This is a genomic window from Micromonospora sp. NBC_01392, from assembly GCF_045040125.1.
Classification (GTDB): Bacteria; Actinomycetota; Actinomycetes; order Mycobacteriales; family Micromonosporaceae; genus Micromonospora.
On sequence record NZ_CP109549.1, the window covers coordinates 363,050 to 387,241 of the forward strand.

A 24,192-nucleotide genomic window follows, 5' to 3' on the forward strand; every position below is an offset into this window, starting at 1 on the left:
TACGGAGTGTCACGGCCGTTCGGGTTGCGGATCGATAACGGGAATCCTTACTCTGGTCAATCGTCGGCCGCACGTTTCACCGTCCAACCCGGTCGGTGACGGCCCGACACCGCCGAGTCGCCCACGGGCGAACCGGGGACCCAGGTACCTGGGGTGAATCCGCAGCCACTGTGGTAGGGCGCTTCCCTTCCCGCCCGAACCCGTCAGCTAACCCGGTAGGCGGTCAGGCAGAAGGAGTACGGACGCCCGGTGGCCCACCATGCCCCGCGGCCGACGTCGAGCCGGTCCGTCGACCGGTCCGCCGCCGTGCCGCGTTTCCGCTGGTCCCGCTTCACCACCACACTCGCCGCCCTGGTCGGCGCCGCGGTCGTCCTGACCGGTGGCGCGACGGCGGCGCACGCGGAACCCTCGGTCGCCGAGATCGAGGCCCAGATCGACCGCGACTGGAACAAGCTCGAACCCGTCATCGAACAGGTCAACGCCGTCCGCGCGCAGCTCGCGGTGCGCCGCAAGCAGGCCGACGCGCTCGGCAAGCAGATCGCCCCGCTCCAGGCCCGGGTGGACGCCGCGCTCGGCCAGGTCGGCGGGCTCGCCGCCGACGCGTACAAGGGCGACAACCTCTCCACCGTCAACGCGCTGCTGGGCAGCCGTTCGCCGAGTGAGCTGGTCGCCGGCCTGGAAATGCTCGACCGCTTCGCGCACCACCAGCAGGAGCAGGTCCGCGACATCGCCGCGCTGCGCGACGAGCTGGCCGCGAAGAAGAAGCCGCTGGACGCGATGGTCGCCGACCTGAGCCGCACCGAGGCCCAGCTCGCGGCGAAGAAGAAGCAGATCGACGCCGAGATCGCCAAGCTCCAGAAGCTGCGGCTCAAGGTGTACGGCAACGGTGGCGGCGGCCCGCTGCGCCCGGCTCCCTGTCCCGCCGGATACCCGGGCGGCGCGGCCGGGGTGGCGGTCAAGTTCGCCTGCGCCCAGATCGGCAAGATCTACGTGTGGGGCGCGGCCGGCCCGGACCACTTCGACTGCTCGGGCCTGACCATGGCCGCCTGGGCGAAGGCCGGGGTCTCGCTGCCGCACAACGCCCGCCAGCAGCACGACGTGACGAGGCGGGTCAGCCGCGCCGAGCTGCGCGCCGGTGACCTGGTCTTCTACTACGGCGACCTGCACCACGTGGGCATGTACGTCGGGGACGGCTGGGTGGTGCACGCCTCCCAGTCCGGCAAGCCCATCACCATGAAGCGCGTCGACGACGGCGACATCAACAGCTACGGCCGCCCCGGCTGAGGTGCAAGGAGGGGCCCCCTGTTAACGCATTCCGCATAACAGGGGGCCCCTCTTAACAACCACGCTCGGCGTCAGCGGGTCGGCCAGGTGCGCCAGCTCTGCCAGGACCGACTCGGCGTCGGGCCGCGCTGACCCTGGTAGCGCGAGCCGTAGACGGCCGAGCCGTACGGGTGCTCGGCCGGCGACGAGAGCCGGAAGATGCAGAGCTGGCCGATCTTCATGCCCGGCCAGAGCGTGATCGGTAGATTCGCCACGTTGGACAGCTCCAGCGTGACGTGGCCGGAGAAGCCCGGGTCGATGAAGCCGGCCGTGGAGTGGGTGAGCAGACCGAGCCGCCCCAGCGACGACTTGCCCTCCAGTCGGCCGGCCAGCTCCTCGCCCAGTGAGATCACCTCCAGCGTGGAGGCGAGCACGAACTCGCCCGGGTGCAGCACGAACGGCTGCCCCTCGGGAACCTCCACCATCGACGTCAGGTCGTCCTGCTGCACCGACGGGTCGATGTGGGTGTAGAGATGGTTGTTGAAGACCCGGAACAGCCGGTCCAGGCGTACGTCGATGCTGGACGGCTGCACCAGCGTGGGCTCGAAGGGCTCCAGCGCGAGCGTGCCCGCCTTGATCTCGGAGACCAGGTCGCGGTCGGAGAGCAGCATCGGAACACTCTAGCGACAGACGGTGGTGACCAGCGTGTCGGACTACTTCTTCGTACACGTGTTCGATAGGATGTCGGCATGGCTTCCTGGTCCGAATTCGCCGCCGACGAACCCCGACTCGCGGCCGAGATCCGCCTTCTGATGCAGCAGTACGGGCCGGGCTTCGGCTACCTCGCCACGGTCCGCGCCGACGGTGGCCCACGGGTGCACCCGGTCTCGCCGCTGATCACCGACGACGGTCTCTGGTGCTTCGTCATCGACTCGCCGAAGCGCCGCGACCTCGAACGCGACGGCCGTTACGCGCTGCACTCCTTCCCGCCGGAGGAGAGCGACGACGAGGCTTACCTGGCCGGTCGGGCCCGCCCGGTGACCGATCCGGTGACGGTGGACCGGCTGACCCGGATCGGCCGGGCGGCGCCGCAGGGTGACTGGCGCCTTTTCGAGTTCTCCGTCGACGTGGCGATGCTGACCCGCCGTGACCCGGTCACCCAGATCGGTGCCGGCCGCCCGGAGATGCGGCTCTGGCTCGACCCGGGGGAGGTCGCACCCCTGTCCGCCACTCCGGCGTCGCCACCCCCGGCCGCGGCCCGGCGTGACGTGCTCGTCCCGGACGGCCGCCGTGGTCGGCACGGCTTCGACACCCGCCGGCCGGCTGCCTGACCGGGCCCGGAAAACGACGGTGCCGGCCCCGTCCGCAGACGGGGCCGGCACCGGTACGTGGTGCGGTGGCGATCAGGCCGCGCGGTAGGCGTTCCACGCGGTCAGCATGCGGCTCGCCTGGCCGGCGGTGAACTGGTACATGCAGGAGTCGTAGGTGTAGTCCATGAAGTTGGTGATCGGGTCCTTGCCGGTCGTGGAGCAGGTGTCCCGACCGGTCGGGCACTCGTACGCCGGGGAGGCCTCGGCCGGGGTGTCGGAGACGCTGTCACCCGAGCCCGAGCAGCCGCCCTGGAAGGTGTGGTAGAGGTTCAGCCAGTGGCCGATCTCGTGGGTGCCGGTGTCGCCCTGGTTGTAGTTGGTCGCGGTGCCGCCGGGCAGCGACTCGCCGAGCACGACCACGCCGTCCATCTTGTCCAGCGTCCGCTTCGGGAAGGTCGCCCAGCCCAGCAGGCCGTCGCTGAGCTCACCGAGGTACATGTTCAGCGTGTTCTTGCCGCCCGTGCGCAGCGAGGTCTTCATCGACCGCTCCGCCGAGGAGCCCTGCACGATCGGGTACCACGACGCGTTGGTCACCCGGTTGATCTTCGTGAGCTGGAAGCTGAACGCGGTGGCCGCGCCGCCGGTCGAGCCCGCGTACGCCTGGTTGAGCACGCTGATCTGCTGGGTGATCAGCGAGTCCGGGATGTTGCCGCCGGCGCGGGTGCTGTTCTCCTGGATGACGTGCACGACGACCGGGATGGTCACGGTCGCCAGCGGGGCGACGGCGCCGGTCCGGAAGTTGGCCCGCTCGCGCTGCGCGGCGGCGAGGTCGGCCTCACGGTCGCGAACCTGCTTGGCGGTCAGGTGGTTCGGGTCGAGCTTGGCGTGGCCACCCTTGGCGACACGGGCGTCGGCGTGAGCGTCGGCCGGCTCGGCGCACACGCCGGCCGGGGCGGCCGAGAAGGCCGAAGCAGCGGGGACGACGCCGACGGCGGCGGTGCTGAGCAGCAGCGCGAGGGTCGACGTCGCGACACCGGCGGTACGCCGGGTCAGCAGGTTGGGACGGAGTCCCATGGGCCCACCTCTTTCTGACGGCGTGCCAGGGGGTGTGTCACGCCGAGTCGGAAACGTGTGGCAGACGTTACATCCCATCGAGGGATTTGAGAACGGCCATATGTTGCCGGCGTGCAACATCCTTGATCAACTCGGCTGGCCCTCGCGGGCGGGGGTACCTGGGTGCACGGGGGTGGTGACCTCAGGTACAGTGGTGCCGCTCGCGGGTGTAGTTCAATGGCAGAACATCAGCTTCCCAAGCTGACAGTGCGGGTTCGATTCCCGTCACCCGCTCCACGATCGAGGCCCTGGTGAGGACGACAGTCCCGCCGGGGCCTTCGACGTTGCGGGGGCGAGCGGACGCCGAACTCGCGGTCAGGGGACTATTCTCCGGGGACTGACGAAGATCCATCGGGGGATGATCTTGAAGCTTCTTCTCACGTCCGCGGGCATCAGGAACGCGAGCATTCAGGACGAGCTGGTCGGCCTCCTGGGCAAACCGATTGCCGACGCCAACGCCCTCTGCATTCCGACCGCCGGATACGCCATGGGCGGTCCCGCCGGGGCGTGGCGCTTCATCACCGGTCAATCCGTCATACCGATGTGCGAGTTGGGGTGGAAGTCGTTGGGGGTGCTGGAACTCACCGCGTTGCCCAGCGTCGGGGAAGATCGCTGGGTGCCCTGGGTCCAGGAGGCGGACGCCCTGCTGGTGGGCGGCGGGGACGCCCTGTATCTGAGCCACTGGATGCGGCAGTCCGGCTTGGCGGAGTTGCTGCCGTCGCTGGATGCGGTCTGGGTGGGGGCGAGCGCCGGCAGCATGGTGATGGCTCCCCGGGTCGGGGCCGAATTCGTCGCGTGGACCCCGCCCGGCGGGACCGATGAAACGTTGGGCGTGGTCGACTTCTCGATTTTCCCGCACCTGGATCACCCGAACCTGCCGGAGAACACCATGGCCGAGGCCGAGAAGTGGGCCGCCGGCATGTCGGGTCCGGCATACGCGATCGACGATTCAACAGCCATCACGGTGATCGACGGCAGCGTCGAGGTCGTCACCGAAGGGCACTGGAAGCTGTTCCCGGCACAGTCGTGACGAAAGGCGATCGGCACACCGCGGGGCCGGATCGCCTTCTCAGGACCGGTTTCCGCGTGCCAATCCCGCCTCCAACTCGGCCAGGAGGTCCAGCAACTCACCCCGCGCCGCGTCGTCGTGCGTGCGGTGGTTCAGGAACGTCGACGTGACGACGTGCGAGCGGTCCCGGACGACCTCGACCAACGCGGCGAGCTGACGCCGGGCCTCGGCCACCGCGTCCGGCCCCACCTGACGGCACCACGCCGCGACGAGGGCGGGATCGGTGGAGATGGCGTCGATCCCGCAGCACAGGCGGACGCACTCGACCTCGCAGTGGTCGAGGCAGCCGCTCAGGGGCGACGGGATGCCGACCGACACCTCCCTCACCGCTGATCCCCCGGGTGGGTGCCGCCGACCTGAGGGTGCTGTTCCGGGGCCGGGTGCAGGTCGAGGACGTGCCGCAGGCCGGGCTCCCCACCCAGATCCACCTCCCCGGTCGGCACGAACCCGGTCCGCCGGAGCACCGCCAGGGACGCCGGGTTCGCCAGCGTCGCGTCGGCGACCAGGCGGCGCAGCCCGTACCCGTCGCGGGCCAGCTCGCTGACCCGCCGCACGCCGTGCTGCGCGAGGCCGCGTCCGGCGGCGCGTTCGGCCACCCGGTAGCCCAGCTCGGCGCTGCCGTCGGCCACGTCGACCAGGTTGAACCGCCCGAGCACGAAACCGTCGTCGTCGACCAGCACGTGGAAGTGGCAGATGCCGCGGTCCTGCTCGTCCAGCAGGGCGGCGAGCCGGTCGGCGAACAGGTCGAAGTAGTCGTCGCCGCGGTCGGGCACGTAGCGGGCGAAGTAGGCCCGGTTCTCCCGCTCGAACCGGTACAGCACGTAGGCGTGATGGGTGGCGAGTCGTTCGAGTTCCGGCACCGGGCCAGGCTAGTCGCCGACGCCCGTCGTACCCGGATGGCAGCATCGCGGGATGCGCGACGAGATCCGGGCCCTGGTCGAGGCGTTGACGCCGGGCGACGAGCAGGAGGCCCGGCACCGGGCGGCGGCGTTGGTCTGGCTGGCCGGCACGGAGGACATCTTCCGCCGGGCCAAACCGCGCACCCCGTCGCCGCACCTGGTCGCCTACTTCCTGCTCCGCGACCCGTCCGACGGCGCGGTGCTGCTGGTCGACCACCGCAACGCCGGCAGGTGGCTGCCCAGCGGCGGCCACGTCGAGCCGGGCGAGCACCCCGTGCACACCGTGCGCCGCGAGCTGCGGGAGGAGCTGGGCGTACCAGCGGTCTTCGCACCGCCGTTCGGCGAGCGACCGGCGTTCCTCACCGTCACCGAGACGGTCGGCCCGCCTGCGCAGCGGCACACCGACGTCAGCCTCTGGTACGTGTTGGACGCCCACCGCGAGCAGCGGTTCACCCCCGACCCGGTCGAGTTCCGGGGCGTCCGCTGGTGGACGCCGGCCGAGGTGGGCGACGCGCCGGCCGGCACGGTCGAGCCGCACCTGGGCCGGATGCTGGCCAAGCTCACCCGGGGCTGAGCGTCAGCGGATGCGGCTCGCGGCGCGGCACGAGCGCGATGGCCGACAGCGTCGCCGCGCCGGCCAGGCCGACCAGGAAGAACAGCGACAGCGCCGGCTGACCGAGCCACTCCCAGAGGGGATGCCAGCTCGGATGCGGCTCGTTCAGGTGGTGCCCGACCACGGAGGGGGTGGCGAGCACCGCGGGCGTCCACCAGAGGACGAGGGTGATGCCGAGCAGCAGTGGCACGCCACGTCGACCGTCGGTGCGCCGGCTCGCCCAGCCGAAGACCAGCCAGCCCAGGGCGCCGCCGACCAGCGCGGCGAGAGCGGCGGCGGGGAGCACGGCGGGCGGCGTCGCCCGCTGAACCTCCACGTAGAGGTACGAACCGTAGATGTCGGGGTCGTTGAAGGTGGCCCGCAGGACGGTGTCGCCGCGCCGGGCGACCAGCACGGTCTCGACCGGCTCGCCGGCCCGCTCGCACCTGGCGTTATCGCAGGTCTGGAGCACTGTCGAGGTCGGCTCGGGCACCTGCCAGCCGTCGGCCTCCAGCCGATGTACGGCCGTCGTCAGCGTGCGGTCCGGGGGCGTCGGCATCGGGCCGGATGCTGATCCGGATGCCGAGCCCTCATGGTATTCACCACCGTCACCGAGGACGAGCCCACGCCACTGGCTGAGTCGTAGCGGCTGGTTGTAGTAGACGAAGAGTGCGGGCGCGGTCGACACGTCGTCGCTCAGCCGGTGGCCGGGGAACGCCTCGGTGAAGACCGCGGCGAACTCGGCCCGGTCCGGCTGCGGCCGGGACGTCTCCCAGGTGAGCCGGGCGGCGAGCGCGGCGGTGAACAGTCCGCAGATCAGCGCCGTCAGCGCCGCCCAGACGACGACGGTGCGGCTCGCGGGCCGGCCGAGCCGGCAGCGGAGCCCGCCGCGGACCAGGTCGGCGGCCTCGCGGAGCGTGGGTCGGGTTCGCCCGGGTGGCGCCGAGTCCAGCAGGAGTCCCAGGATCTCCGGGCCGCGTTCCCGCCGGTAGGGGCGGGGGTAGGCGAGGAGCAACCGCCGGTACTGGTGGGCGAGCGACATGGTCTCCCCTACGGTCTGCGGGTGCGGGCGGGAGGCGGTTCAGGCGGTGCGGGGGCGCAGGGCCCGCAGCCGGGTCTCGGCGACGGTGGCGAGTTGGCGTAGCCGGACGGTCTCGGCCGTGAGCGCGTCGAGGCCGGCCGCGGTGAGGCGGTAGTAGCGACGCAGCCGGCCGTCCACCACCTCTTCGCGGTCCGGTTCGACGAGGCGCTGGGCGGTGAGCCGGTCCAGCGCGGTGTAGAGCGTGCCCGGCAGCAGGCTCACCCGCCCGGCGGAGAGCGTGGCGACCTCCTGGGTGATGCCGTAGCCGTGCCTCGGCCCGCCGGCGAGCGAGGTGAGGATCAGGAACGTCGGCTCCCGCATCTGGGTCATGTCGACAACATATATAAGTCTTCGATATATGGTCAATGCTCTTGACCCGTCCCCTGCGGCAAGCCGCAACGTTGTCCGGGCCGGCCCACCCGGGCCGGCGCGAGGAGGAGAGCGACGTGCGGCTGCTGACCATCGGGGCGTTCGCCCGCGCGGCCGGACTGACCGCCAAGGCGCTGCGCGTCTACGACGACTGCGGGCTGCTGCCGCCGGCCGCCGTGGATCCACACTCCGGTTACCGCTACTACGCGCCGGAGCAGCTCGACCGGGCGCGGCTGATCGCCGCGCTGCGCCGGGCCGGCATGCCGTTGGCCGAGATCCGGGCCGTCAGCGCGCTGCCGTCGCCGGCCGCCGCCGAGGCGCTGGACGCCTGGTGGCGGCGGGTCAGCGCGGACACCGAGGCCCGTGGCCGGGCCGTCGCACTCCTCGTCGACCAGCTCACCGAGAGGGGCACCACCATGTCCGAACACACCTTCCGGTACGCGGCGCGCTGCGAGACCGGCACGGTCCGCGACTCCAACGAGGACGTCGCGTACGCCAGCGACACGCTGCTCGCGGTCGCCGACGGCGTACGCGGTCCGGGTGGGTCGACCGCCAGCGCGGCGGCGGTGGACGCGCTGCGGCCGTTGGCGGCGGCCGACGCGTCGGCGGGCGACCTGCTCGCCGCGCTGGGCGACGCGGTGAGCCGGGCCGACCGGGCGGTACGCGCGCAGGCCACCGCCGCGGACCGACCGGCCAGCACGCTCACCGCGATCGTCCGGCGGGGCACCCGGCTCGCCCTGGTGCACGTCGGGGACACCCGGGCCTACCTGCTGCGGGGCGGCGAGCTGTCCCGGCTCACCCAGGACCACACGTACGTGCAGACGCTCGTCGACCAGGGGCGGCTCACGCCGGCCGAGGCCGGGGCGCACCCGCAGCGGGCGCTGCTGGCCCGGGCGCTGGGCGCGGGCGGCGAGGTGGAGGCGGACCTGGCGCTGCGGACCGCGCTGCCCGGTGACCGCTACCTGCTCTGCTCGGACGGCCTCGCCGCAGTGGTCGACCCGGGCGCGCTGCACGCCGCGCTGGCCGGGGCGGACGACCCGGAGACCGCCGTCGGGCACCTGGTCGAGCTGGCGTACGCGGCGGGCGCGCCGGACAACATCGCCTGTGTGGTGGCCGATCTGGTGACGACGTAGCGGAACGGCCCGGGCCGTACGCTGGGGATCATGCGGATTGGCATCGTGATCCTGCCGGACCAACGCTGGTCGGAGGCGCGCCGGCGGTGGGCGCAGGCGGACGAGTGGGGCTTCGACCACGCCTGGACGTACGACCACCTGGGCTGGCGTGACCTGGTCGACGGGCCCTGGTTCGACTCCTGGACGACCCTGACCGCGGCGGCCTCGGTGACCTCCCGGGTCCGGCTCGGCACGCTGGTGGCCTCGCCGAACTTCCGCCACCCGGCGGCGTTCGCCCGGCAGGTGACCGCGTTGGACGACGTGTCCGGCGGGCGGGTGCTGCTCGGGCTGGGCGCGGGCGGCATCGGCTTCGACTCGGCCGTGCTCGGTGGCGAGACGCTGCCGCCCCGGCAACGGGTCGACCGGTTCGCCGAGTTCACCGAGCTGCTCGACCTGATCCTGCGCGAGGACGGCACGACCTGGCGCGGGGAGTGGTTCGCGGCGGTGGACGCCCGCAACAACCCCGGCTGCGTCCAGCAGCCCCGGGTGCCGTTCGTGCTGGCCGCGAACGGTCCCCGGTCGATGCGCCTGGTCGCCCGGTTCGGGCAGGGGTGGGTGACCACCGGCCTCGCCGGTGACGACCTGGCGGGCTGGTGGGACACGGTGGCGGAGCTGTCCGACCGAATGACGCGGGCGCTGGAACAGGCCGGCCGGGACCCGGCCACCCTGGACCGTTACCTCTCGCTCGACTCGGCTCCGGTCTTCTCGCTGACCAGCGCGGACTTCCTCGCGGAGCAGGCGGCCCGGGCGGCCCGGCTGGGCTTCACCGACGTGATCACGCACTGGCCCCGGGCCAGCAGTTGGTACGCCGGCGACGAGGCGGTGCTGACCGAGGCGGCGGCGCTGCTGCCGGAGCTGCGCCGGGTCGGCTAGAGGCGTTAGGAGGGGCCCCTTGTTATGCAGAATGCGTTAACAGGGGGCCCCTCCTTCACGGCACCGGTCAGATCAGGCGGCCGGCGTGGGCGGGGGCGGCCAACACCCGCTGGTCACCTGTGGCGGCGTACGCCTCCAGCGCCGCGTCGGCCAGCTTCACCACGTGTTCGTCGCCGTGCCGGGCCGCCCGGGCGAACACCTCGGCCGGATCGGTGGGCCCGTCGACAGGAGTGGCGGCGGTCGGCGCGGGTGCGGCGTACACCGAGGTCACGGCCGCCGTCGCGGCCCAGGCCGCGGCGACGCTCGGCGCCCGCAGCGCCGGGTCCAGGGCCGGCAGGGTACGCAGCACCGCGGTCGGCGCGGTGACCGCGTGCACCAGCATCACCGGCTCGCCGTGCCCGAACCGCAGGTAGTCCAGCGCGGCGCGGTGCACCACCTCGGTGAGCGTGCGGGCCGCCCGGTCCGGGTCGGCCGGCGGACGCAGCGCCGTGACCGCTGTCGACCATCCGGGCTCCCCGGTCAGCCGGCCCAGCCGCTCCCGGATGCCGCCGCTGCGGTCCGCGATCCGGGGCACCCCGGCCAGCGCCGCCGCGACGTCGGCGTGACCGGTGAGCGGGCCGGCGCCGGGGACCGGCTGCCAGCGGGCCGCCCAGTAGCCGAGCGCCTGGCCCAGCTCGGCGCGGCGCTCCGGGGTCTCCCCGTCGGTGTGCAGCACCCGCACCGCGTGTCCGACCCGGATCACACCGTGGGTGGCACCGGCCGCGATCCCGGGGAGCAGCCGGGGCCACCATTCGCCGAGCACCTCCCGCCACGGCCGGTTGCGCAGCTCGCGGTCGAAGTGATCGAGCCAGTCGCCGGCCCGCTTCGGGTCACCGAGCGCGGCCCGCCAGTCGTCGATCGGCCGCAGCCCTCGCGGCAGGTCGTCGAGCCGGCGCAGGTAGCCGTCGAGCCAGCGGTGCACGCGGGCGCCCTGGCCGTGCCGGACCAGCGCCTCGGCGGCCATCGGCCCGTGGTTGGAGAGCCAGCCTTCGAACTCGGGGCCGGTGCGGTGCAGTCGGTGGTACGCCTCGTCGAGGATGCCGTCGTCCATCCACCGATCGTCGGGGTTGAAGCGTGCTTGAGGTCAACCCCCTCAGGGCAGGTCGTCCCCGGTGAGCAGCGCGCGGACCCGCAGTCGCGCGCGGACGACCGGCGGGCAGGTGGCGACCAGCGCGGCGGCGCCGACCGGCTCGGCGTCGGCGTCGCGCACCAGCCGGCACAGCGCGTCCAGTTGCGCGCCGGTGTCGACCCAGTCGTCCACCAGCAGCACCCGGTCGCCGGGGCCGAGCCGCCGGCCGTCCACGCCGATCCGGAGCCGCTGCCCCCGGTGGTCCGGCGGGGTCCCGGCCCACCGCGTCGGCCCGATCCGGCGTCGCTCGCCACCGTCCTTGTACGCGGGCAGGAACCCGGCGCCGGCGGCCACCGCGACCAGCGGGCCGAGCAGCAGCCCGGTCACCTCGGGGGCGACCACCACGGTCGGGCGCGCGTCGGGGAAGAGGCCGGCCAGCGCCGGCCCGACCTCGGCGAGCACCTCGGGGTCACGCCACCAGCCGGAGAGGTCGCTGACCAGGTGGCTGCTGTCCGGCCCGGGGTCGGCCCAGCGGAACAGTTCGACCAGGCGACGGTTCAGCACGCCTCCATCCTGCCCACCCGTCCACCGTTCGGCCCAACGGCCGTGGCTTGATCGGCTACACGTACCACGGCAAATGCGGGCATACCACCATGATCACGTTGACGTCGGAAGTGCTTCTCTCGTTACGGTCCGGGCCGGTTTGTTGAGTTGACGAAAGGACCGGCCCGGTGGCTGCTAGGCACCTTCGTACCCGCAGATTGTTCTCCTCGCCGGCTGGCATCGCCGCCACCGCGGCGGTCGGCGTGGCGCTCGCGGTCGGCGGCACCGTCGGCGCGGTGCAGCTCACCGCCGCCGAGCCGCCCGCCGCGCCGGCCCTGGTCGAGGCACCGCCCAGCACGGCGGCCCCCACCTCGGCCGCGCCGTCGCCGAGTGCCTCCGCCACCGCGAGCCGGAGCCCGTCGCCGAAGGCCACCCCGAGCCCGAAGCCGACCCGCACCCAGCCGGCGTCCCGGGGCAAGACCCGGACCGCGGCGCCTAAGCCGACCGCGACGAAGAAGAAGACCGCCGCCCCGAAGGTGGTGGAGAGCGGCTCCTGCGGCGCGTCCTTCTACGACGAGGGCCAGATGACCGCGAACGGCGAGACGTTCGACCCGGACGCGCTGACCGCGGCGCACAAGACGCTGCCGTTCAACACCCGGGTCCGGGTCACCAACCCGGCCAACGGCAAGTCCGTGGTGGTCCGGATCAACGACCGGGGCCCGTACATCGACGGTCGGTGCATCGACCTGTCCCGCGCCGCGTTCGCGGCCATCGCCTCGACCGGTCTCGGCGAGGTGGACGTCCGCTACGAGGTGCTCGGCTGACAGCCGGTCCGACAGAACTTCCGCGACGGACGGGCCGCGTTCGTTCTCCGGTTCACATCTATCAGGCATGCTGTCCGATGTACGTACGCAACCCTTCCAGCCGGGCCGCGGCCCGCTGAGCCCCGGATCCCGCGCCGGCCTCGGCGCGGCCCTCGCGCTGCTCGCGATCGTGTCGGCGGCGGAGGCGGCCGACGGTCGGCCGGTGCACTACCTCGCGCTGATGGCCGCCGCGCCCGTCCTCGCCGCCGCGCTGGCCTCCTGGCGGGTGGTGCTGGCCGTGGGGGCGCTGGCCACCGCGGCCGGGGTCGCCTTCGCCGCGGCCGAGAAGGGCATGCCGCTGGTGACCGCCGTCAGCGTGGCCGCCATCGTGCTGGCCACCGCGATCTCCGCCGCCACGGCGGCCGTGCGGCAGCGTCAGACGGAGCGGATCGCCGAGCTGACCCGGCTCGCCGCGGTCGCCCAGCAGGCGGTGCTGCGTCCGCTCGGTCCGCAGGTCGGCACGCTGGCGGTGGCCGCGCGCTACATCTCCTCCACGGCCACCGCCGAGATCGGCGGCGACCTGTACGAGGTGATGGACACCCCGTACGGCGTCCGAATGATCATCGGGGACGTCCGCGGGAAGGGGCTGGATGCGGTCCGGCTGGCCAGCATCGTGCTCGGTTCCTACCGGCACGTGGCCTACGAGCGGGCCGACCTGCGCGCGGTGGTGACCGACCTGGACCGGGCGGTGGCCCGCAACGTCGGCGACGAGGACTTCGTCACCGCCGCGCTGGTCGAGGAGCGCGGCGGCACGCTCACCATCGTCAACTGTGGACACCCGTCGCCGCTGTTGCTGCGTCGCGGCGCGGTGATCCCGCTGGAGCCGCCGGCCCCGGCGCCGCCGCTGGGCTTCATGCCGGTGGTCCGGCCCCGGGTGGAGCGGCTGGAGCCGGGCGACCGGCTGCTGCTGTTCACCGACGGGCTGGGCGAGGCCCGGCGGGACGGCGAGTTCTTCCCGACCGCCGACCGCGCCTGGCGTCTGCTCGGCCACGGGACGGTCGGCGACGGGCTCGCCTCGCTGGAGACCGCCCTGGTCGAGTGGGTGCAGGACCGGCTCGACGACGACATCGCGCTGGTCCTGATGGAGTACACCGGCCCGCGCAGCGCGGCGGCGGCCCCGGTGCCGAGCTGGGAGGTCGGCGCCGCCGACGGGTGAACCGGACGTGTGTAATCGCTGTCACTTCGGCGATCGGGTTGTCGTTGCCTACCGGCGAGTAATACAGTCTGGAGTTACTGATCGGTAACACCTGTCCGGAAGCGGGGCCAGCGAGCATGACCCACTACAAGAGCAACCTTCGGGACCTCGAGTTCAACCTGTTCGAGGTGTTCGGGGCGGACCGGACGTTCGGCCAGGAGCCGTACACGGACCTGGACGTCGACACCGCCCGTAGCTTCCTCTCCGAGGTCGACCGCCTGGCCCGCGAGGACCTCGCCGCCAGCTATTCCGACAGCGACCGCAACCCGCCGGTCTTCGACCCGGCCACGCACACCGCGCCGCTGCCCGAGTCGTTCAAGAAGTCGTACCAGGCGTTCATGGACTCCGAGTTCTGGCGCCTCGACCTGCCGGAGGCGCTCGGCGGCACGAACGCCCCCCGCGCGCTCTGGTGGTCCCTGGCCGAGCTGGTGCTCGGCGCCAACGCCCCGGTCTGGATGTACGCCTCCGGCCCGTCCTTCGCGCACGTGCTGCACGTCGAGGGCACCGAGGAGCAGCGGAAGTGGGCCCGGCTGTTCATCGAGAAGCAGTGGGGCTCGACCATGGTGCTGACCGAGCCGGACGCCGGCTCGGACGTGGGCGCTGGCCGCACCCGGGCGGTCCAGCAGCCGGACGGCACGTGGCACATCGAGGGCGTCAAGCGCTTCATCACCTCCGGTGAGCACGACCTGAGCGACAACATCGTCCACTACGTGCTGGCCCGTCCGGTCGGCGTGGAGGGTGTCGGCGGCCCCGGCACGAAGGGCCTGTCCCTCTTCGTGGTGCCGAAGTTCCACTTCGACGCCGAGACCGGTGAGCTGGGCGAGCGCAACGGCGTCTACGCCACCAACGTCGAGCACAAGATGGGCCTGAAGGTCTCCAACACCTGCGAGGTGACCTTCGGCGAGCACGGCGTACCGGCCAAGGGCTGGCTGCTGGGCGAGAAGCACGACGGCATTCGCCAGATGTTCATGATTATCGAGTACGCCCGGATGATGGTCGGCACCAAGGCCATCGCCACGCTCTCCACCGGCTACCTGAACGCGCTGGAGTACGCCAAGAACCGCGTACAGGGCGCCGACCTGATCCAGCAGGCCGACAAGACCGCGCCGAGGGTGACCATCACCCACCACCCGGACGTGCGCCGCTCGCTGCTGATGCAGAAGTCGTACGCCGAGGGCCTGCGCGCGCTGGTCTGCTACACCGCGAGCTGGCAGGACAAGGTCGCGCTCGCCGAGGCGGCCGGCGACGAGAAGGCCACCAGGCTGGCCAAGCGGGTCAACGACCTGCTGCTGCCGCTGGTCAAGGGCGTCGGCTCGGAGCGGGCGTACGAGCTGCTCGGGCACGAGTCGCTCCAGACGTTCGGCGGCTCCGGCTTCCTCCAGGACTACCCGTTGGAGCAGTACGTCCGGGACGCCAAGATCGACACTCTGTACGAGGGCACCACGGCCATCCAGAGCCTCGACCTGATCTTCCGGAAGATCGTCCGGGACAACGGCAAGGCGCTGATGGCGGTCGCCGGTGAGATCCAGGAGCACATCGCCTCCGAGGCCGGCAACGGCCAGCTCAAGGAGGAGCGGCAGGCGCTCGGCAAGGCGCTCGCCGAGATCCAGAACATGATCGGTGTGATGACCGGCTGGCTGGGTGAGGCCCAGGCCGGTGACGCCCGCGCGCTCTACAAGGTCGGCCTGAGCAGCCGCCGGTTCCTGCTCGCGATCGGCGACCTGGTGGTCGGCTGGCTGCTCCAGAAGCAGGCGGACGTGGCGTTGAAGGCGCTGGCCGGTGAGGTCTCCGCCAGCGACAAGGCGTTCTACACCGGCAAGGTGGCCGCCGCCCGGTTCTTCGCCCGCGAGGTGCTGCCCCGCATCGGCGCCGACCGGCGGATCATCGAGGGTGCTGACCTGGAGATCATGGACCTTCCGGAGGAGGCGTTCTAAGCCCTCGCGGGCACTTCCTCCCTTTCACCTCGACGGCCGGTGGGCGACAGCCCGCCGGCCGCCGTCGTTGGTGGCGCCGGAGGTGGATAGGCCGGCCGGTGGGTGGGTAACCGTCGCGGACCACGACCGGAGTACGCCCAAGGGCCACCGCACGGGGGAGTGCAGCGCACATGGGCATTGGCAGCGCCATCTTTCTCATCGCGCTCGGCGCGATCATGACCTTCGCCATCCGGGCCAACGTCTGGTGGATCGACCTGCGTGCGGTCGGCTGGGTCTTCATCCTGGCCGGGCTGGGCGTCCTGCTGACCACGTTGTGGTTCTGGCAGGACCGTCGCAAGCGGGCCCGCACGCTCATCGTGGAGGAGAACCGGCTCTCCCACCCGACCGCGATGATGCCGCCGCCGCCCGACCCGCCGCCGCCCACCGCCCCGCCGTCCTGACGCGCCCCGCCCGCACAGTCAAGCGGGGCGCTCACCTCTACCGAATGCGTTAAGAAGGGGCCCTTCCTTGCACCTCAGCCGCGGGCGGTGTGGCGGGTGGTTAGCGGGGCACGCGAGAGCGTGGCCCACTCGGTGGTCGGGTGGTGCACCACCAGGTCGGTGGTGCGCAGGCCCTCGGGGTCCGCCCGCTCGGGGTCGAGCAGCGCCGAGAGCAGTGAGATGCCCGGGTTGTGCGCGACCAGCAGCACCGTGCCGGCCGCCGGGTCCACCGACCGGACCAGCGCCAGCAGCTCGTCCGGGTGCGCCTCGTACGCGGTCGGCTCGTAGCGGACGGCGGGGGCCGGACCCGCCGGGCCGCCCTCCGGCGGGGACCCGGCCAGGCCCAGCGCCACCCCGTGCCAGGTCTGCCGGGTGCGTCGGGCCGGCGAGCAGAGCACCACGTCGGGGAGCAGTCCGTGCCGGGCCAGCCAGGCGCCGGCCGCCGCGGCGTCGGCGTGCCCCCGCGCGGTCAGTGGTCGTTCCGCGTCCGGGGCGTCCCGGGACTGCTCGGCCTTGGCGTGCCGCAACAGCACCAACGTCCGCTGCCGGTTCCTGCCGTCCGTCATCCGCCCAGCTTGCCTGATTGGTGATCGGAGCGCGTGGGTATGTCGATGTGTGCCGCTACCTCATCCATGGCCGCGGCGGGCAGAAACGCCAGCAGGACGCCAAGGAGGCGACGTCATGGGCATCGGTGCCAGCATCTTCCTCATCGCGCTCGGCGCGATCTTCGCGTTCGCCATCGACGCCGACCTGGGATGGCTGAACCTCAACGTGGTGGGCTGGGTGCTCATGCTCGCCGGTCTCGCCGGTCTGCTCACGACGCTCTACTTCTGGAACAGCCGCCGCCGCGTGGTCGCCGCGCCGGTGCGTCAGCAGGTCGTCGCCGAGCCGGTGGTGCCGGTGCAGGGCGACCGGGTCGTGCGCGAGGAGTACCGCGAGGTGCGCCGCCCGGGCTCGGGCTACCCGGCCTGACCCACCCCGAGACCCGAGGGCCCCGCAACGGCGCGGGGCCCTCGTGCATGTCCGGGCCGGCTTCGTCCGGGCCGGCCTCGTCCGGGCCGGCTCAGGCGAACAGCGCGAAGTAGATCGCGATGTGGTGGCAGATCGCCGCGACCAGCGTGCACGCGTGGAAGAACTCGTGGTGGCCGAAGACGGTGGGCCACGGGTTCGGCCGGCGCAGCGCGTAGAACACCGCGCCCACGCTGTAGATCGCGCCGCCCACGCTCAGCAGCACCAGCGCGGTGACGCCGCCGGAGTGCAGGATCTCCGGCAGCATCGCCACCGCCACCCAGCCGAGCGCCAGATAGAGCGGGGCGGAGACCCAGCGGGGCGCGTGCGGCCAGATCAGCTTGACCGCCACGCCGGCCAGCGCGCCGCCCCAGACCAGGCTGAGCATGATCGTGGCGTGTCGGGTGTCCAGCAGCAGCGCACAGAACGGGGTGTAGGTGCCGGCGATGAACACGAAGATCATCGAGTGGTCCATCCGGCGCATGATCTGGTAGCCGCGCTCGGACCAGACCCGCCGGTGGTACAGCGCGCTGGTGCCGAAGAGCCCGCACACGGTGAGGCTGTAGATCAGGCAGCTCACCAGCGGCGCCCAGCCGGGCCGGGTGGCGGCGATCGAACAGAGGACGATGCCGCAGACGAGCGCGGCGAAGAACGCGTACGCGTGGAGCCAGCCGCGCATGCGCGGCTTTCCGATGTCGACCGGCCGGAGCCGGAGCGGTGCGGAGGTGGTCACCTCATCAGGTTACGACACCGTAGGTTACTTGCAAGTAGTGTGGACCGTCACGCCTGACGACGCGAGGATGACCGGATGCGGATCCGACCCGTCGGGGCGCACGCCCTGCTGCTCGACTGCGACGACCCCGACCAGGTCGAGGCGTGGCGCGCCGAGCTGTGGCACCGGCGCGCAGCCGGCGAACTGGCCGCCGTCGAGATCGTCCCCGCCGCGGTCACCGTCCTGCTCGACGGCGTACCCGACCCGGCGGCCACCGCCGCGCGGATCGCCGGCTGGCACCTCCGGAACACCACCGACCGCTCCACCGCGGCCGAGGTCCGGGTGCCCGTCACGTACGACGGGGAAGACCTGCCCACCGTCGCCGGCCACTGGGGCGTCGACGTGCCGACAGTGGTCGACCGGCTGCGGCGTACCGAGTTCCGCGTCGCGTTCTGCGGCTTCGCGCCCGGGTTCGCCTATCTCACCGGGCTGCCGCCCGAGCTGGCCGTGCCGCGCCTCACCACCCCGCGTACCCGGGTGCCGGCCGGCTCGGTCGCGCTGGCCGGCCCGTACGCGGGCATCTACCCCGCCGCCTCACCCGGCGGCTGGCTGCTGGTCGGGCGGACCGAGCTGATCCTCTTCGACGTGCGTGCCGACCCGCCGGCCCGGCTCACGCCCGGCACCCGGGTCCGGTTCGTCGACGCGCCATGATCGAGGTGCTGCGGGCCGGGGCGCTCACCACCGTCCAGGACCAGGGCCGGCCCGGCTGGGCGCACCTCGGCGTGCCCCGGTCCGGCGCGCTCGACCCGGCCGCCCTGCGCCTGGCCAACCGCCTCGCCGGCAACCCGGAGCACGCCGCCGGCCTGGAGATCACCCTGACCGGGTGCCTGCTGCGCGTCACCCGGGCGGTCACCGTGGCGCTCACCGGCGCCCCCGCCGACGTGCTCGTCGAGCAGCGTTCACGGACCGCCGGCCCGGGGCCCGCCGAGGTGCGCCCAACCGGGCCCCGCCCCGGCGAGGTCGAGCGACGCCCCGGCGACGTCGGGCGACCGCTGTCGTTGCCGGCCGGCGCGGTGCTGCGGATCGGTCCGGCCCGCGCCGGGGTCCGGACCTGGCTGGCCGTCAGCGGCGGGATCACCGTCGAACCGGTGCTCGGCAGCCGGTCCACCGACACGCTCTCCGGCCTCGGGCCGCCGCCGCTGCGCGACGGGGACCGGCTGCCGCTGGGCGCACCGACCGGCCCGCCGCCCCCGGTGGACCTCACCGTCACCCCGCCGGTGCCGGCCGAGGTGTCGCTTGCCGTACGACCCGGCCCCCGGCAGGACTGGTTCACGCCCGCCGCGCTCGACCTGCTGCACGGCAGCGCGTACACCGTCGGGTCGGACAGCAACCGGGTCGGCGCGCGGCTGGCCGGCGCCGCCCTGCCCCGCGCGGTGGCCGGCGAACTGCCGAGCGAGGGCCTGGTGCTCGGCGCGGTGCAGGTGCCACCGGACGGCCAACCGCTGATCTTCCTGGCCGACCACCCCACCACCGGTGGCTACCCGGTCATCGGGGTGGTGGACGACGTGACAGCGCTCGCCCAGGCCCGCCCGGGGACTACGGTGAGGTTCCATGGACCTGAACGCGGACCTCGGTGAGGGATTCGGCAGCTGGCGGCTCGGCGACGACGAGGCGCTGCTCGGGCTGATCAGCTCCGCCAACGTGGCCTGCGGCTTCCACGCCGGGGACGCGGCCACCATGCACCGGGTGTGCGCCGCCGCCGCCGAACGCGGCGTCGCGGTCGGCGCGCAGGTCGGCTACCGGGACCTCGCCGGCTTCGGCCGCCGGCACATCGCCTACGACTTCGCCGAGCTGCGGGACGAGACGATCTACCAGCTCGGGGCGCTTGACGCGTTCTGCCGGCTCTACCGGACCCGGGTGCGCTACCTCAAGCCGCACGGCGCGCTCTACCACGCGGCGGCGTGCGACGAGGCGCAGGCCGCCGCGCTGGTGGCGGCGATCAGCGGGTACGACCACGAGCTGCCGGTGCTCTGCCAGCCCGGCACCGTGCTCGCCCAGCTCGCGGTCGGCGCCGGCCTGCGGGTGGTGGCCGAGGGCTTCGCCGACCGCAACTACCTGCCCAACGGGGCGCTGGTGCCGCGCGGCGCCCCGAACGCGCTGGTGACCGACCCGGACCAGGTCGCCGTGCGGGCCGTCCGGATGGCCGTCGAGCGGACCGTGGTCGCGGTCGACGGCAGCGTGGTCTCCTGCCCCGTCGAGTCGATCTGCCTGCACGGCGACACACCCGGCGCGGTGCGGTGCGCGGAGCTGGTCCGCGCCGCACTCGTCGACGCGGGGGTCACGCTCACTCCGTTCGCGTGAAAGGAGGGGCCCCCTGTTAACGCCTGACGCATAACAGGGGGCCCCTCCTAACGCTCGTCGGCTCAGGACTCGTCGAGGCCGCGCAGCACCAGCGGGAGACGGGTGGCGCCGCCGGTGACCACCCGGACCGGTACGCCCCAGTCCTGCCGGGTCAGGTGGCAGGCGGCGTGCTCGATGTCGGCGTCACAGGTCGCCGCCTGGGCGGTCACCTGCAACACTCCCTGCGCCACGTCCCCGCTGACCACCAGCCGCCGGGACAGGTCGGTGGTCGTGCCCGCGCCGTCGACCAGCAGCTCCGGCGGGGACGCCGAGACCACCAGCCGGGTCGACGGCCCGTACGTGTCGTCGAGCTTCTGCCCCGGTGCCGGCGTGAAGATCACGTCAAGCGTCAGCTCCCCGGCCGCCACGTCCGTGGGCTTGCGCTCCATCCGGTGCCGCGCGCCCGCCACCGTGCTCGCGCCGGCCGCCGTCAACGCGCCGGGTGCCAGCCGGGTCAACCGGTGCGCGGCCGACTCGACCACCAGCACCTCGCCCGCCGGAGTGACCACCAGGTCGCTCGGCTCGGCCAACCCGTCGGCCACGGTCGCGACCTGGCCGGTCGCCGGATCGAAGCGGCGCACCGCGCCGTTGTACGTGTCCGCGATCAGCACCGAGCCGTCCGGCAGCGCGCACACGCCCAGCGGATGCTGGAGCAACGCCTGATCGGCCGGGCCGTCGACGTGCCCGAAGTCGAACAGCCCCTGACCCACGGCGGTGTGCATCTCGCCCGCCTCGACCCAGCGGACCGCGCTGGTCTCGCTGTCGGCGATCCAGAGCCGGGAACCGTCCGCCGAGACGGACAACCCGGACGGTTGGGCCATCCAGACGTCCGGCAGTGGACCGTCCCGCAGCGCCTCGACCGTGGTGCCGGCGTACATGCCGGCGGTCCGCTTGATCGGGTCGAACCACCAGAGCTGGTGGATGCCGGCCATCGCCACGACCACCCGGTCGTCGTACCAGGCCACGTCCCAGGGGGAGGAGAGGTCGACGGCGCGCGCGTCGTGCGCGTGGTCGTCGACCGTCGAGCGCCACTGCCGCCCGGTGCCGGCCACGGTGACCACCTCGCCGGTCTCCAGCCGTACGCCGCGCAGCAGGTGGTTGACCGTGTCCGCGACGACCAGGTCGTAGCCGGCCACCTCGGCCACGTGCGGGGGCAGCAGGCAGAGCCCTTGCGGCTCGGCGAACGTCGCGCCGGCCGCCGGGCCGTCGGTGCGGCCACGGGTGCCCGCGCCGATCCGGCGCACCACGGTCTCCGCGTCCGGCGCCAGCTCGACCAGGGAGTGCCGGGCCGAGTCGGAGACCAGCAGGTTGCCGCCGTCGAGCGGGACGACCTTGCCGGGGAAGCGCAACGCCGTCTCCGGCGCGGCCGGCGGGACGTACGGGCCCTCGCCCCGGTGCAGCGTGCCCTTCGCCTCGTGCGTGGCGATCAGGTCGTCGACCAGCCGGGCCAGCCCTTCGGCGTGCCCCTCGCCGGCCATGGTGGCCACCACGTAACCCTCCGGGTCGACCACCGACAGCGTCGGCCAGGCCTTCGCCGCGTACTGCTGCCACATGTCCATCTCGGGGTCGTCGAGCACCGGGTGGTGCACGCCGTACCGCTCGACGGCCGCGGCCAGCGCGTCCGGGTCCTTCTCGTGCTCGAACTTCGGCGAGTGCACCCCGATCACGACCAGCACGTCGCCGTACTTCTCCTCGAGCGGGCGCAGCTCGTCCAGCACGTGCAGGCAGTTGATGCAGCAGAAGGTCCAGAAATCCAGCAAAACGATCTTGCCCCGCAGGTCGGCCAGCGTGACGGCTCTGCCGCCGGTGTTCAGCCAGGCCCGGCCCCGTAGTTCGGGGGCGCGTACGCGTGCGCTCATCACCCCATCGTGCCGCATCAACGGAGCCCAGTCGGCGCGACGGGGCGGCGGGAGAGGCGTACGTGACACTGACTCTCCCGGGTAGGCACAGCCGACGCGCCTGCGGGCCAGAGCCCAACCCATGAACCGGTCTGTCAGGCTTGGCGGTATCTCGCCCGAATCCTGGGCCGCGTAGTCGTCGATCGCATCGGCGAGCTGCGCGCCGAGGTGGAGGATCAACCCCTGGCGGTCGTCCGCGAACCTCGCGCGGAGGGCCGTCCGGGCAACCGAGCACGGCCACGGGCTACCGGTGGCGCGGCACGTCCACGCCGGGCGGACCGGGGAGTGATCGTCGGTGGGAGGTTTCATGCGCCCACCTGTACGGGCGTACGCCGGCTCGGGGCGCGGCGCGCTGGAGACGGGATCGTCGGCGCGGTCAGGAGGCGAACGCCGGCTAGCTGGACGAACAGTTCGCGGCGGGCGACCGCACTCCCGTCCGGGCCGAGCTGGTAGCCGTCCAGCCAGCACCACCCGTCGAACGTTGGCCACTCCAGTGTGCGAATGACGCGAACGGCGATGGGACGGGCGAACTGTGGGGACGCCGCGCGGGTCAGGCGGAGCACGTCGCCAGACCGAAACGGCGCCGAGGTGGCCGGGCTAACCGTGCGGCGGGGCGCGGTCACCTCTGCTCCCCGCTGCGCCGGAAGACGGTCGTCGTCGCGGGAGCGGACGACCAAGCGTGCCCGTTCGGGGGGCGTGAGGCCGGTGGCGGGGATGGGGGAGCGGCGGCCCGGCGGCGCAGCTTGAGGCAGTAGCGCCAGGTCATCAGGCCGCACGAACAGCTCAGGCCGGGCGGGGACAGCCGCAGGCGGGGGCGGTGAAATCGGGAGGACAGGACGGCAATCCAATTGAGCTTCGGCTTCTCTCTGGGCACGGCTTCGCCTCCTTTCGTGAGGACCGGGAAGGGGGTCGCCCCGCGTGGTGCCTGCCCGGCGAGGCAACCCCGGGACTGACACGACCTCCGCCGGGTCTCGGGTTCCCGCCGGCCGTGCCATCCATACAGCACCCTCGCGTGCTGAAGCTGGACGACTACACCCCGTAGATATATGTTCTGGAGACGTCATAGACGTTCATCAGGAGGCGACCGTGAACCAGGCGCTACGGGTGGCTCTGGCGGACAGCGGTCAGACCGTTGAAAGCCTCGCCGAGCAGGTCGGGGTAGACCCGAAGACGGTCGCGCGGTGGGTCACACCTGGCCGCATCCCGCACCCTCGGCACCGCGCAGCCGCAGCCGTCGCGCTCGGTCGTGAAGTGGAGGACATTTGGCCGGACGTTTTGAAACGACGAGAGCCGGCGTGGCTCCAGCCCTGGGTTGAGACGGAGCTTCAGGCGACCGCGCTCCGGTCCTTTCAGGTCGCCGTGGTTCCCGGTCTACTCCAGACGCCGGAGTATGCGGCGGTAGTGCTGGCTAGCGGCCTACTGGGGCCGGAAGATGTTGCGGGCTACGTAGAGACGCGAATGAAGCGACAGGCGGCGGTCCTCGACCGGCGGAACCCGCCGCTTTTCGTTGCGGTGATTGACGAGTTCGCGCTGCGTCGCGGCGATCCGGCCGTCATGCATCCTCAGCTGGACCATCTGGCGATGATGGCGCGGCGGCCGAACGTCCTCGTCCACGTTATTCCGCTGGACGCCGGCATTCACGCCGGCCAGGCCGGGCCGTTCGTCCTCGCGACAACCGATGACGGTAGCGTTGCGTACCTCGACGATCAGGCCGCGGGACGGCTGACAAATGACACCGCCCCCCTGTGGGCCATCTGGGATACGCTGCGATCGGTGGCACTTCCGCGCCGCCAGACCATCGACTTCCTAGAGGCGCGATCATGGCTGACCTGACCGGCGCACTTTGGCGCAAGAGCATCCGAAGCAGCTCCAATGGGGGCGACTGCGTCGAGGTCGCCGACAACCTTCCCGGCGTCGTCGGCGTGCGGGACTCGAAGGACCCGACCGGCCCGGCGCTCGCTTTTGAGCCGGCTTCCTGGCGGGCGTTCGTCGCCCAGGTCGCCGACCGCAGCTGACACGACCAACGAAGCGCCCGTCCCGTGGTGGGGCGGGCGCTTCACTGTGTGGGCGAGGGCCGGGCGCGTGTCAGCCGAGAGGCGGGCGGGCTGCCTACTCGAGAGTCTGGGCGTACGCCCAGCTGACACCCGGGCCGCTCGGGCGAGGGCTGCACGTGGGCAAGCATCGCGGCGACGTCGGACCGAAAAACGCGAACTCAAGGTCGTATGCCTTCTCCCGAAGCGCCTCAGCGCCAGACCCCCCGACCTTCCGACGATCATGAAGTTGGCGGTGACGAATCGGACCGGACGCGCCG

Annotated in this window: 28 protein-coding genes, 1 tRNA gene and 1 riboswitch; of the genes, 17 read left to right on the forward strand and 12 right to left on the reverse strand. The window is 72.6% G+C overall.

Annotated features, from left to right (window positions below; all coding sequences use genetic code 11):
* Nucleotides 1-100: 100 nt before the first annotated feature.
* Nucleotides 101-236, forward strand: a riboswitch (cyclic di-AMP (ydaO/yuaA leader).
* A gap of 13 nt (nucleotides 237-249) precedes the next feature.
* Nucleotides 250-1,284 (forward strand): NlpC/P60 family protein, encoded by a 1,035-nt coding sequence (locus OG767_RS01645; RefSeq protein ID WP_405091850.1) that lies wholly within the window; start codon nucleotides 250-252, stop codon nucleotides 1,282-1,284.
* A 71-nt stretch (nucleotides 1,285-1,355) separates the two neighbouring features.
* Here the strand turns inward: OG767_RS01645 and dcd are convergent, their stop codons facing one another.
* Nucleotides 1,356-1,934 (reverse strand): dCTP deaminase, encoded by a 579-nt coding sequence (gene dcd / locus OG767_RS01650; protein ID WP_278108718.1) that lies wholly within the window; start codon nucleotides 1,932-1,934, stop codon nucleotides 1,356-1,358.
* A gap of 78 nt (nucleotides 1,935-2,012) precedes the next feature.
* Here dcd and OG767_RS01655 point away from each other — a divergent pair, with 78 nt between their 5' ends.
* Nucleotides 2,013-2,594 (forward strand): pyridoxamine 5'-phosphate oxidase family protein, encoded by a 582-nt coding sequence (locus OG767_RS01655; RefSeq protein ID WP_405091851.1) that lies wholly within the window; start codon nucleotides 2,013-2,015, stop codon nucleotides 2,592-2,594.
* A gap of 72 nt (nucleotides 2,595-2,666) precedes the next feature.
* On the opposite strand, the gene OG767_RS01660 is transcribed toward OG767_RS01655, so the two are convergent.
* On the reverse strand, nucleotides 2,667-3,647 hold the full coding sequence (locus OG767_RS01660; RefSeq protein WP_281933720.1) for a zinc metalloprotease: 981 nt from the start codon (nucleotides 3,645-3,647) through the stop codon (nucleotides 2,667-2,669).
* Between the two features lie 202 nt (nucleotides 3,648-3,849).
* On the opposite strand from OG767_RS01660, the gene OG767_RS01665 reads away from it, so the two are divergent.
* A tRNA-Gly gene (locus OG767_RS01665) sits at nucleotides 3,850-3,923 on the forward strand.
* 127 nt (nucleotides 3,924-4,050) lie between these two features.
* Nucleotides 4,051-4,716 carry a Type 1 glutamine amidotransferase-like domain-containing protein gene (locus OG767_RS01670; RefSeq protein WP_405094104.1) on the forward strand — a complete coding sequence of 222 codons (666 nt, stop codon included), beginning with the start codon at nucleotides 4,051-4,053 and terminating at the stop codon, nucleotides 4,714-4,716.
* Between the two features lie 39 nt (nucleotides 4,717-4,755).
* On the opposite strand, the gene OG767_RS01675 is transcribed toward OG767_RS01670, so the two are convergent.
* Together OG767_RS01675 and OG767_RS01680 are read right to left on the reverse strand one after the other, a co-directional pair.
* On the reverse strand, nucleotides 4,756-5,082 hold the full coding sequence (locus OG767_RS01675) for a DUF6331 family protein (protein ID WP_405091852.1): 327 nt from the start codon (nucleotides 5,080-5,082) through the stop codon (nucleotides 4,756-4,758).
* Complete coding sequence (locus OG767_RS01680; protein WP_405091853.1) at nucleotides 5,079-5,615, reverse strand: GNAT family N-acetyltransferase; 537 nt, start codon at nucleotides 5,613-5,615, stop codon at nucleotides 5,079-5,081. Before OG767_RS01680 ends, OG767_RS01675 begins: the two co-directional genes overlap by 4 nt.
* A gap of 52 nt (nucleotides 5,616-5,667) precedes the next feature.
* Between OG767_RS01680 and OG767_RS01685 the strand changes: the two genes are divergently transcribed.
* Nucleotides 5,668-6,228 (forward strand): NUDIX hydrolase, encoded by a 561-nt coding sequence (locus OG767_RS01685; protein ID WP_405091854.1) that lies wholly within the window; start codon nucleotides 5,668-5,670, stop codon nucleotides 6,226-6,228.
* Here OG767_RS01685 and OG767_RS01690 read toward each other — a convergent pair.
* Both OG767_RS01690 and OG767_RS01695 read right to left on the reverse strand, forming a co-directional pair.
* Nucleotides 6,215-7,288 (reverse strand): hypothetical protein, encoded by a 1,074-nt coding sequence (locus tag OG767_RS01690; protein WP_405091855.1) that lies wholly within the window; start codon nucleotides 7,286-7,288, stop codon nucleotides 6,215-6,217. The genes OG767_RS01685 and OG767_RS01690 overlap by 14 nt on opposite strands.
* 39 nt (nucleotides 7,289-7,327) lie before the next feature.
* Entirely contained in the window at nucleotides 7,328-7,648 is a 321-nt protein-coding gene (locus OG767_RS01695) for a PadR family transcriptional regulator (RefSeq protein WP_281934620.1), read from the reverse strand.
* A 125-nt stretch (nucleotides 7,649-7,773) separates the two neighbouring features.
* Here OG767_RS01695 and OG767_RS01700 point away from each other — a divergent pair, with 125 nt between their 5' ends.
* Both OG767_RS01700 and OG767_RS01705 read left to right on the forward strand, forming a co-directional pair.
* Nucleotides 7,774-8,829: a MerR family transcriptional regulator gene (locus OG767_RS01700; RefSeq protein WP_405091856.1), complete on the forward strand. Its 1,056-nt coding sequence runs from the start codon at nucleotides 7,774-7,776 to the stop codon at nucleotides 8,827-8,829.
* A 30-nt stretch (nucleotides 8,830-8,859) separates the two neighbouring features.
* A complete protein-coding gene (locus OG767_RS01705) occupies nucleotides 8,860-9,741 on the forward strand; it encodes an LLM class flavin-dependent oxidoreductase (protein ID WP_405091857.1) in 882 nt (293 codons plus the stop codon).
* Between the two features lie 67 nt (nucleotides 9,742-9,808).
* Here OG767_RS01705 and OG767_RS01710 read toward each other — a convergent pair whose 3' ends face one another.
* Nucleotides 9,809-10,831 carry a questin oxidase family protein gene (locus OG767_RS01710; protein WP_405091858.1) on the reverse strand — a complete coding sequence of 341 codons (1,023 nt, stop codon included), beginning with the start codon at nucleotides 10,829-10,831 and terminating at the stop codon, nucleotides 9,809-9,811.
* A gap of 42 nt (nucleotides 10,832-10,873) precedes the next feature.
* Nucleotides 10,874-11,413 carry a phosphoribosyltransferase family protein gene (locus OG767_RS01715; RefSeq protein WP_405091859.1) on the reverse strand — a complete coding sequence of 180 codons (540 nt, stop codon included), beginning with the start codon at nucleotides 11,411-11,413 and terminating at the stop codon, nucleotides 10,874-10,876.
* A gap of 167 nt (nucleotides 11,414-11,580) precedes the next feature.
* Here OG767_RS01715 and OG767_RS01720 point away from each other — a divergent pair, with 167 nt between their 5' ends.
* From OG767_RS01720 to OG767_RS01735, 4 genes are all read left to right on the forward strand, one after another.
* A complete protein-coding gene (locus tag OG767_RS01720; protein WP_281933705.1) occupies nucleotides 11,581-12,216 on the forward strand; it encodes a septal ring lytic transglycosylase RlpA family protein in 636 nt (211 codons plus the stop codon).
* Between the two features lie 67 nt (nucleotides 12,217-12,283).
* Nucleotides 12,284-13,411 carry a PP2C family protein-serine/threonine phosphatase gene (locus OG767_RS01725; RefSeq protein WP_405091860.1) on the forward strand — a complete coding sequence of 376 codons (1,128 nt, stop codon included), beginning with the start codon at nucleotides 12,284-12,286 and terminating at the stop codon, nucleotides 13,409-13,411.
* Nucleotides 13,412-13,527: 116 nt separating this feature from the next.
* Nucleotides 13,528-15,384 (forward strand): acyl-CoA dehydrogenase, encoded by a 1,857-nt coding sequence (locus tag OG767_RS01730; protein ID WP_107158210.1) that lies wholly within the window; start codon nucleotides 13,528-13,530, stop codon nucleotides 15,382-15,384.
* 170 nt (nucleotides 15,385-15,554) lie between these two features.
* On the forward strand, nucleotides 15,555-15,824 hold the full coding sequence (locus OG767_RS01735) for a DUF6458 family protein (protein WP_013283345.1): 270 nt from the start codon (nucleotides 15,555-15,557) through the stop codon (nucleotides 15,822-15,824).
* Nucleotides 15,825-15,898: 74 nt separating this feature from the next.
* Here the strand turns inward: OG767_RS01735 and OG767_RS01740 are convergent, their stop codons facing one another.
* Nucleotides 15,899-16,429, reverse strand: coding sequence for a SixA phosphatase family protein (locus OG767_RS01740; RefSeq protein ID WP_405091861.1), 531 nt, complete (start codon nucleotides 16,427-16,429; stop codon nucleotides 15,899-15,901).
* Between the two features lie 115 nt (nucleotides 16,430-16,544).
* Between OG767_RS01740 and OG767_RS01745 the strand changes: the two genes are divergently transcribed.
* Complete coding sequence (locus tag OG767_RS01745) at nucleotides 16,545-16,835, forward strand: DUF6458 family protein (protein WP_396855788.1); 291 nt, start codon at nucleotides 16,545-16,547, stop codon at nucleotides 16,833-16,835.
* Between the two features lie 91 nt (nucleotides 16,836-16,926).
* Here the strand turns inward: OG767_RS01745 and OG767_RS01750 are convergent, their stop codons facing one another.
* A complete protein-coding gene (locus tag OG767_RS01750; RefSeq protein WP_107158213.1) occupies nucleotides 16,927-17,604 on the reverse strand; it encodes a hemolysin III family protein in 678 nt (225 codons plus the stop codon).
* A 75-nt stretch (nucleotides 17,605-17,679) separates the two neighbouring features.
* Here OG767_RS01750 and OG767_RS01755 point away from each other — a divergent pair, with 75 nt between their 5' ends.
* From OG767_RS01755 to OG767_RS01765, 3 genes are read left to right on the forward strand one after another with little or no spacing between them, the layout of a single operon-like run.
* A complete protein-coding gene (locus OG767_RS01755) occupies nucleotides 17,680-18,294 on the forward strand; it encodes an allophanate hydrolase subunit 1 (protein WP_405091862.1) in 615 nt (204 codons plus the stop codon).
* Complete coding sequence (locus tag OG767_RS01760) at nucleotides 18,291-19,220, forward strand: biotin-dependent carboxyltransferase family protein (RefSeq protein WP_405091863.1); 930 nt, start codon at nucleotides 18,291-18,293, stop codon at nucleotides 19,218-19,220. The genes OG767_RS01755 and OG767_RS01760 overlap by 4 nt, the downstream gene beginning before the upstream one ends.
* Nucleotides 19,195-19,944: a LamB/YcsF family protein gene (locus OG767_RS01765; protein WP_281933690.1), complete on the forward strand. Its 750-nt coding sequence runs from the start codon at nucleotides 19,195-19,197 to the stop codon at nucleotides 19,942-19,944. The genes OG767_RS01760 and OG767_RS01765 overlap by 26 nt, the downstream gene beginning before the upstream one ends.
* A 62-nt stretch (nucleotides 19,945-20,006) precedes the next feature.
* Here OG767_RS01765 and OG767_RS01770 read toward each other — a convergent pair whose 3' ends face one another.
* Entirely contained in the window at nucleotides 20,007-21,842 is a 1,836-nt protein-coding gene (locus tag OG767_RS01770; protein WP_405091864.1) for a thioredoxin-like domain-containing protein, read from the reverse strand.
* A 344-nt stretch (nucleotides 21,843-22,186) separates the two neighbouring features.
* Nucleotides 22,187-22,504 carry a hypothetical protein gene (locus OG767_RS01775; protein WP_405091865.1) on the reverse strand — a complete coding sequence of 106 codons (318 nt, stop codon included), beginning with the start codon at nucleotides 22,502-22,504 and terminating at the stop codon, nucleotides 22,187-22,189.
* A 463-nt stretch (nucleotides 22,505-22,967) separates the two neighbouring features.
* Between OG767_RS01775 and OG767_RS01780 the strand changes: the two genes are divergently transcribed.
* Complete coding sequence (locus OG767_RS01780; protein WP_405091866.1) at nucleotides 22,968-23,714, forward strand: Scr1 family TA system antitoxin-like transcriptional regulator; 747 nt, start codon at nucleotides 22,968-22,970, stop codon at nucleotides 23,712-23,714.
* Nucleotides 23,702-23,896 (forward strand): DUF397 domain-containing protein, encoded by a 195-nt coding sequence (locus OG767_RS01785; protein WP_405091867.1) that lies wholly within the window; start codon nucleotides 23,702-23,704, stop codon nucleotides 23,894-23,896. Before OG767_RS01780 ends, OG767_RS01785 begins: the two co-directional genes overlap by 13 nt.
* Nucleotides 23,897-24,192 lie beyond the last annotated feature (296 nt).

Excerpts from the sequence above, each read along its gene's own strand:
- dcd (WP_278108718.1), bottom strand. The coding sequence starts at position 1,934 with ATGCTGCTCTCCGACCGCGACCTGGTCTCCGAGATCAAGGCGGGCACG.
- OG767_RS01655 (WP_405091851.1), top strand. The coding sequence starts at position 2,013 with ATGGCTTCCTGGTCCGAATTCGCCGCCGACGAACCCCGACTCGCGGCC.
- OG767_RS01660 (WP_281933720.1), bottom strand. The coding sequence starts at position 3,647 with ATGGGACTCCGTCCCAACCTGCTGACCCGGCGTACCGCCGGTGTCGCG.
- OG767_RS01685 (WP_405091854.1), top strand. The coding sequence starts at position 5,668 with ATGCGCGACGAGATCCGGGCCCTGGTCGAGGCGTTGACGCCGGGCGAC.
- OG767_RS01690 (WP_405091855.1), bottom strand. The coding sequence starts at position 7,288 with ATGTCGCTCGCCCACCAGTACCGGCGGTTGCTCCTCGCCTACCCCCGC.
- OG767_RS01695 (WP_281934620.1), bottom strand. The coding sequence starts at position 7,648 with ATGCGGGAGCCGACGTTCCTGATCCTCACCTCGCTCGCCGGCGGGCCG.
- OG767_RS01705 (WP_405091857.1), top strand. The coding sequence starts at position 8,860 with ATGCGGATTGGCATCGTGATCCTGCCGGACCAACGCTGGTCGGAGGCG.
- OG767_RS01710 (WP_405091858.1), bottom strand. The coding sequence starts at position 10,831 with ATGGACGACGGCATCCTCGACGAGGCGTACCACCGACTGCACCGCACC.
- OG767_RS01725 (WP_405091860.1), top strand. The coding sequence starts at position 12,284 with ATGCTGTCCGATGTACGTACGCAACCCTTCCAGCCGGGCCGCGGCCCG.
- OG767_RS01730 (WP_107158210.1), top strand. The coding sequence starts at position 13,528 with ATGACCCACTACAAGAGCAACCTTCGGGACCTCGAGTTCAACCTGTTC.
- OG767_RS01735 (WP_013283345.1), top strand. The coding sequence starts at position 15,555 with ATGGGCATTGGCAGCGCCATCTTTCTCATCGCGCTCGGCGCGATCATG.
- OG767_RS01740 (WP_405091861.1), bottom strand. The coding sequence starts at position 16,429 with ATGACGGACGGCAGGAACCGGCAGCGGACGTTGGTGCTGTTGCGGCAC.
- OG767_RS01745 (WP_396855788.1), top strand. The coding sequence starts at position 16,545 with ATGGGCATCGGTGCCAGCATCTTCCTCATCGCGCTCGGCGCGATCTTC.
- OG767_RS01755 (WP_405091862.1), top strand. The coding sequence starts at position 17,680 with ATGCGGATCCGACCCGTCGGGGCGCACGCCCTGCTGCTCGACTGCGAC.
- OG767_RS01760 (WP_405091863.1), top strand. The coding sequence starts at position 18,291 with ATGATCGAGGTGCTGCGGGCCGGGGCGCTCACCACCGTCCAGGACCAG.
- OG767_RS01765 (WP_281933690.1), top strand. The coding sequence starts at position 19,195 with ATGGACCTGAACGCGGACCTCGGTGAGGGATTCGGCAGCTGGCGGCTC.
- OG767_RS01770 (WP_405091864.1), bottom strand. The coding sequence starts at position 21,842 with ATGAGCGCACGCGTACGCGCCCCCGAACTACGGGGCCGGGCCTGGCTG.
- OG767_RS01785 (WP_405091867.1), top strand. The coding sequence starts at position 23,702 with ATGGCTGACCTGACCGGCGCACTTTGGCGCAAGAGCATCCGAAGCAGC.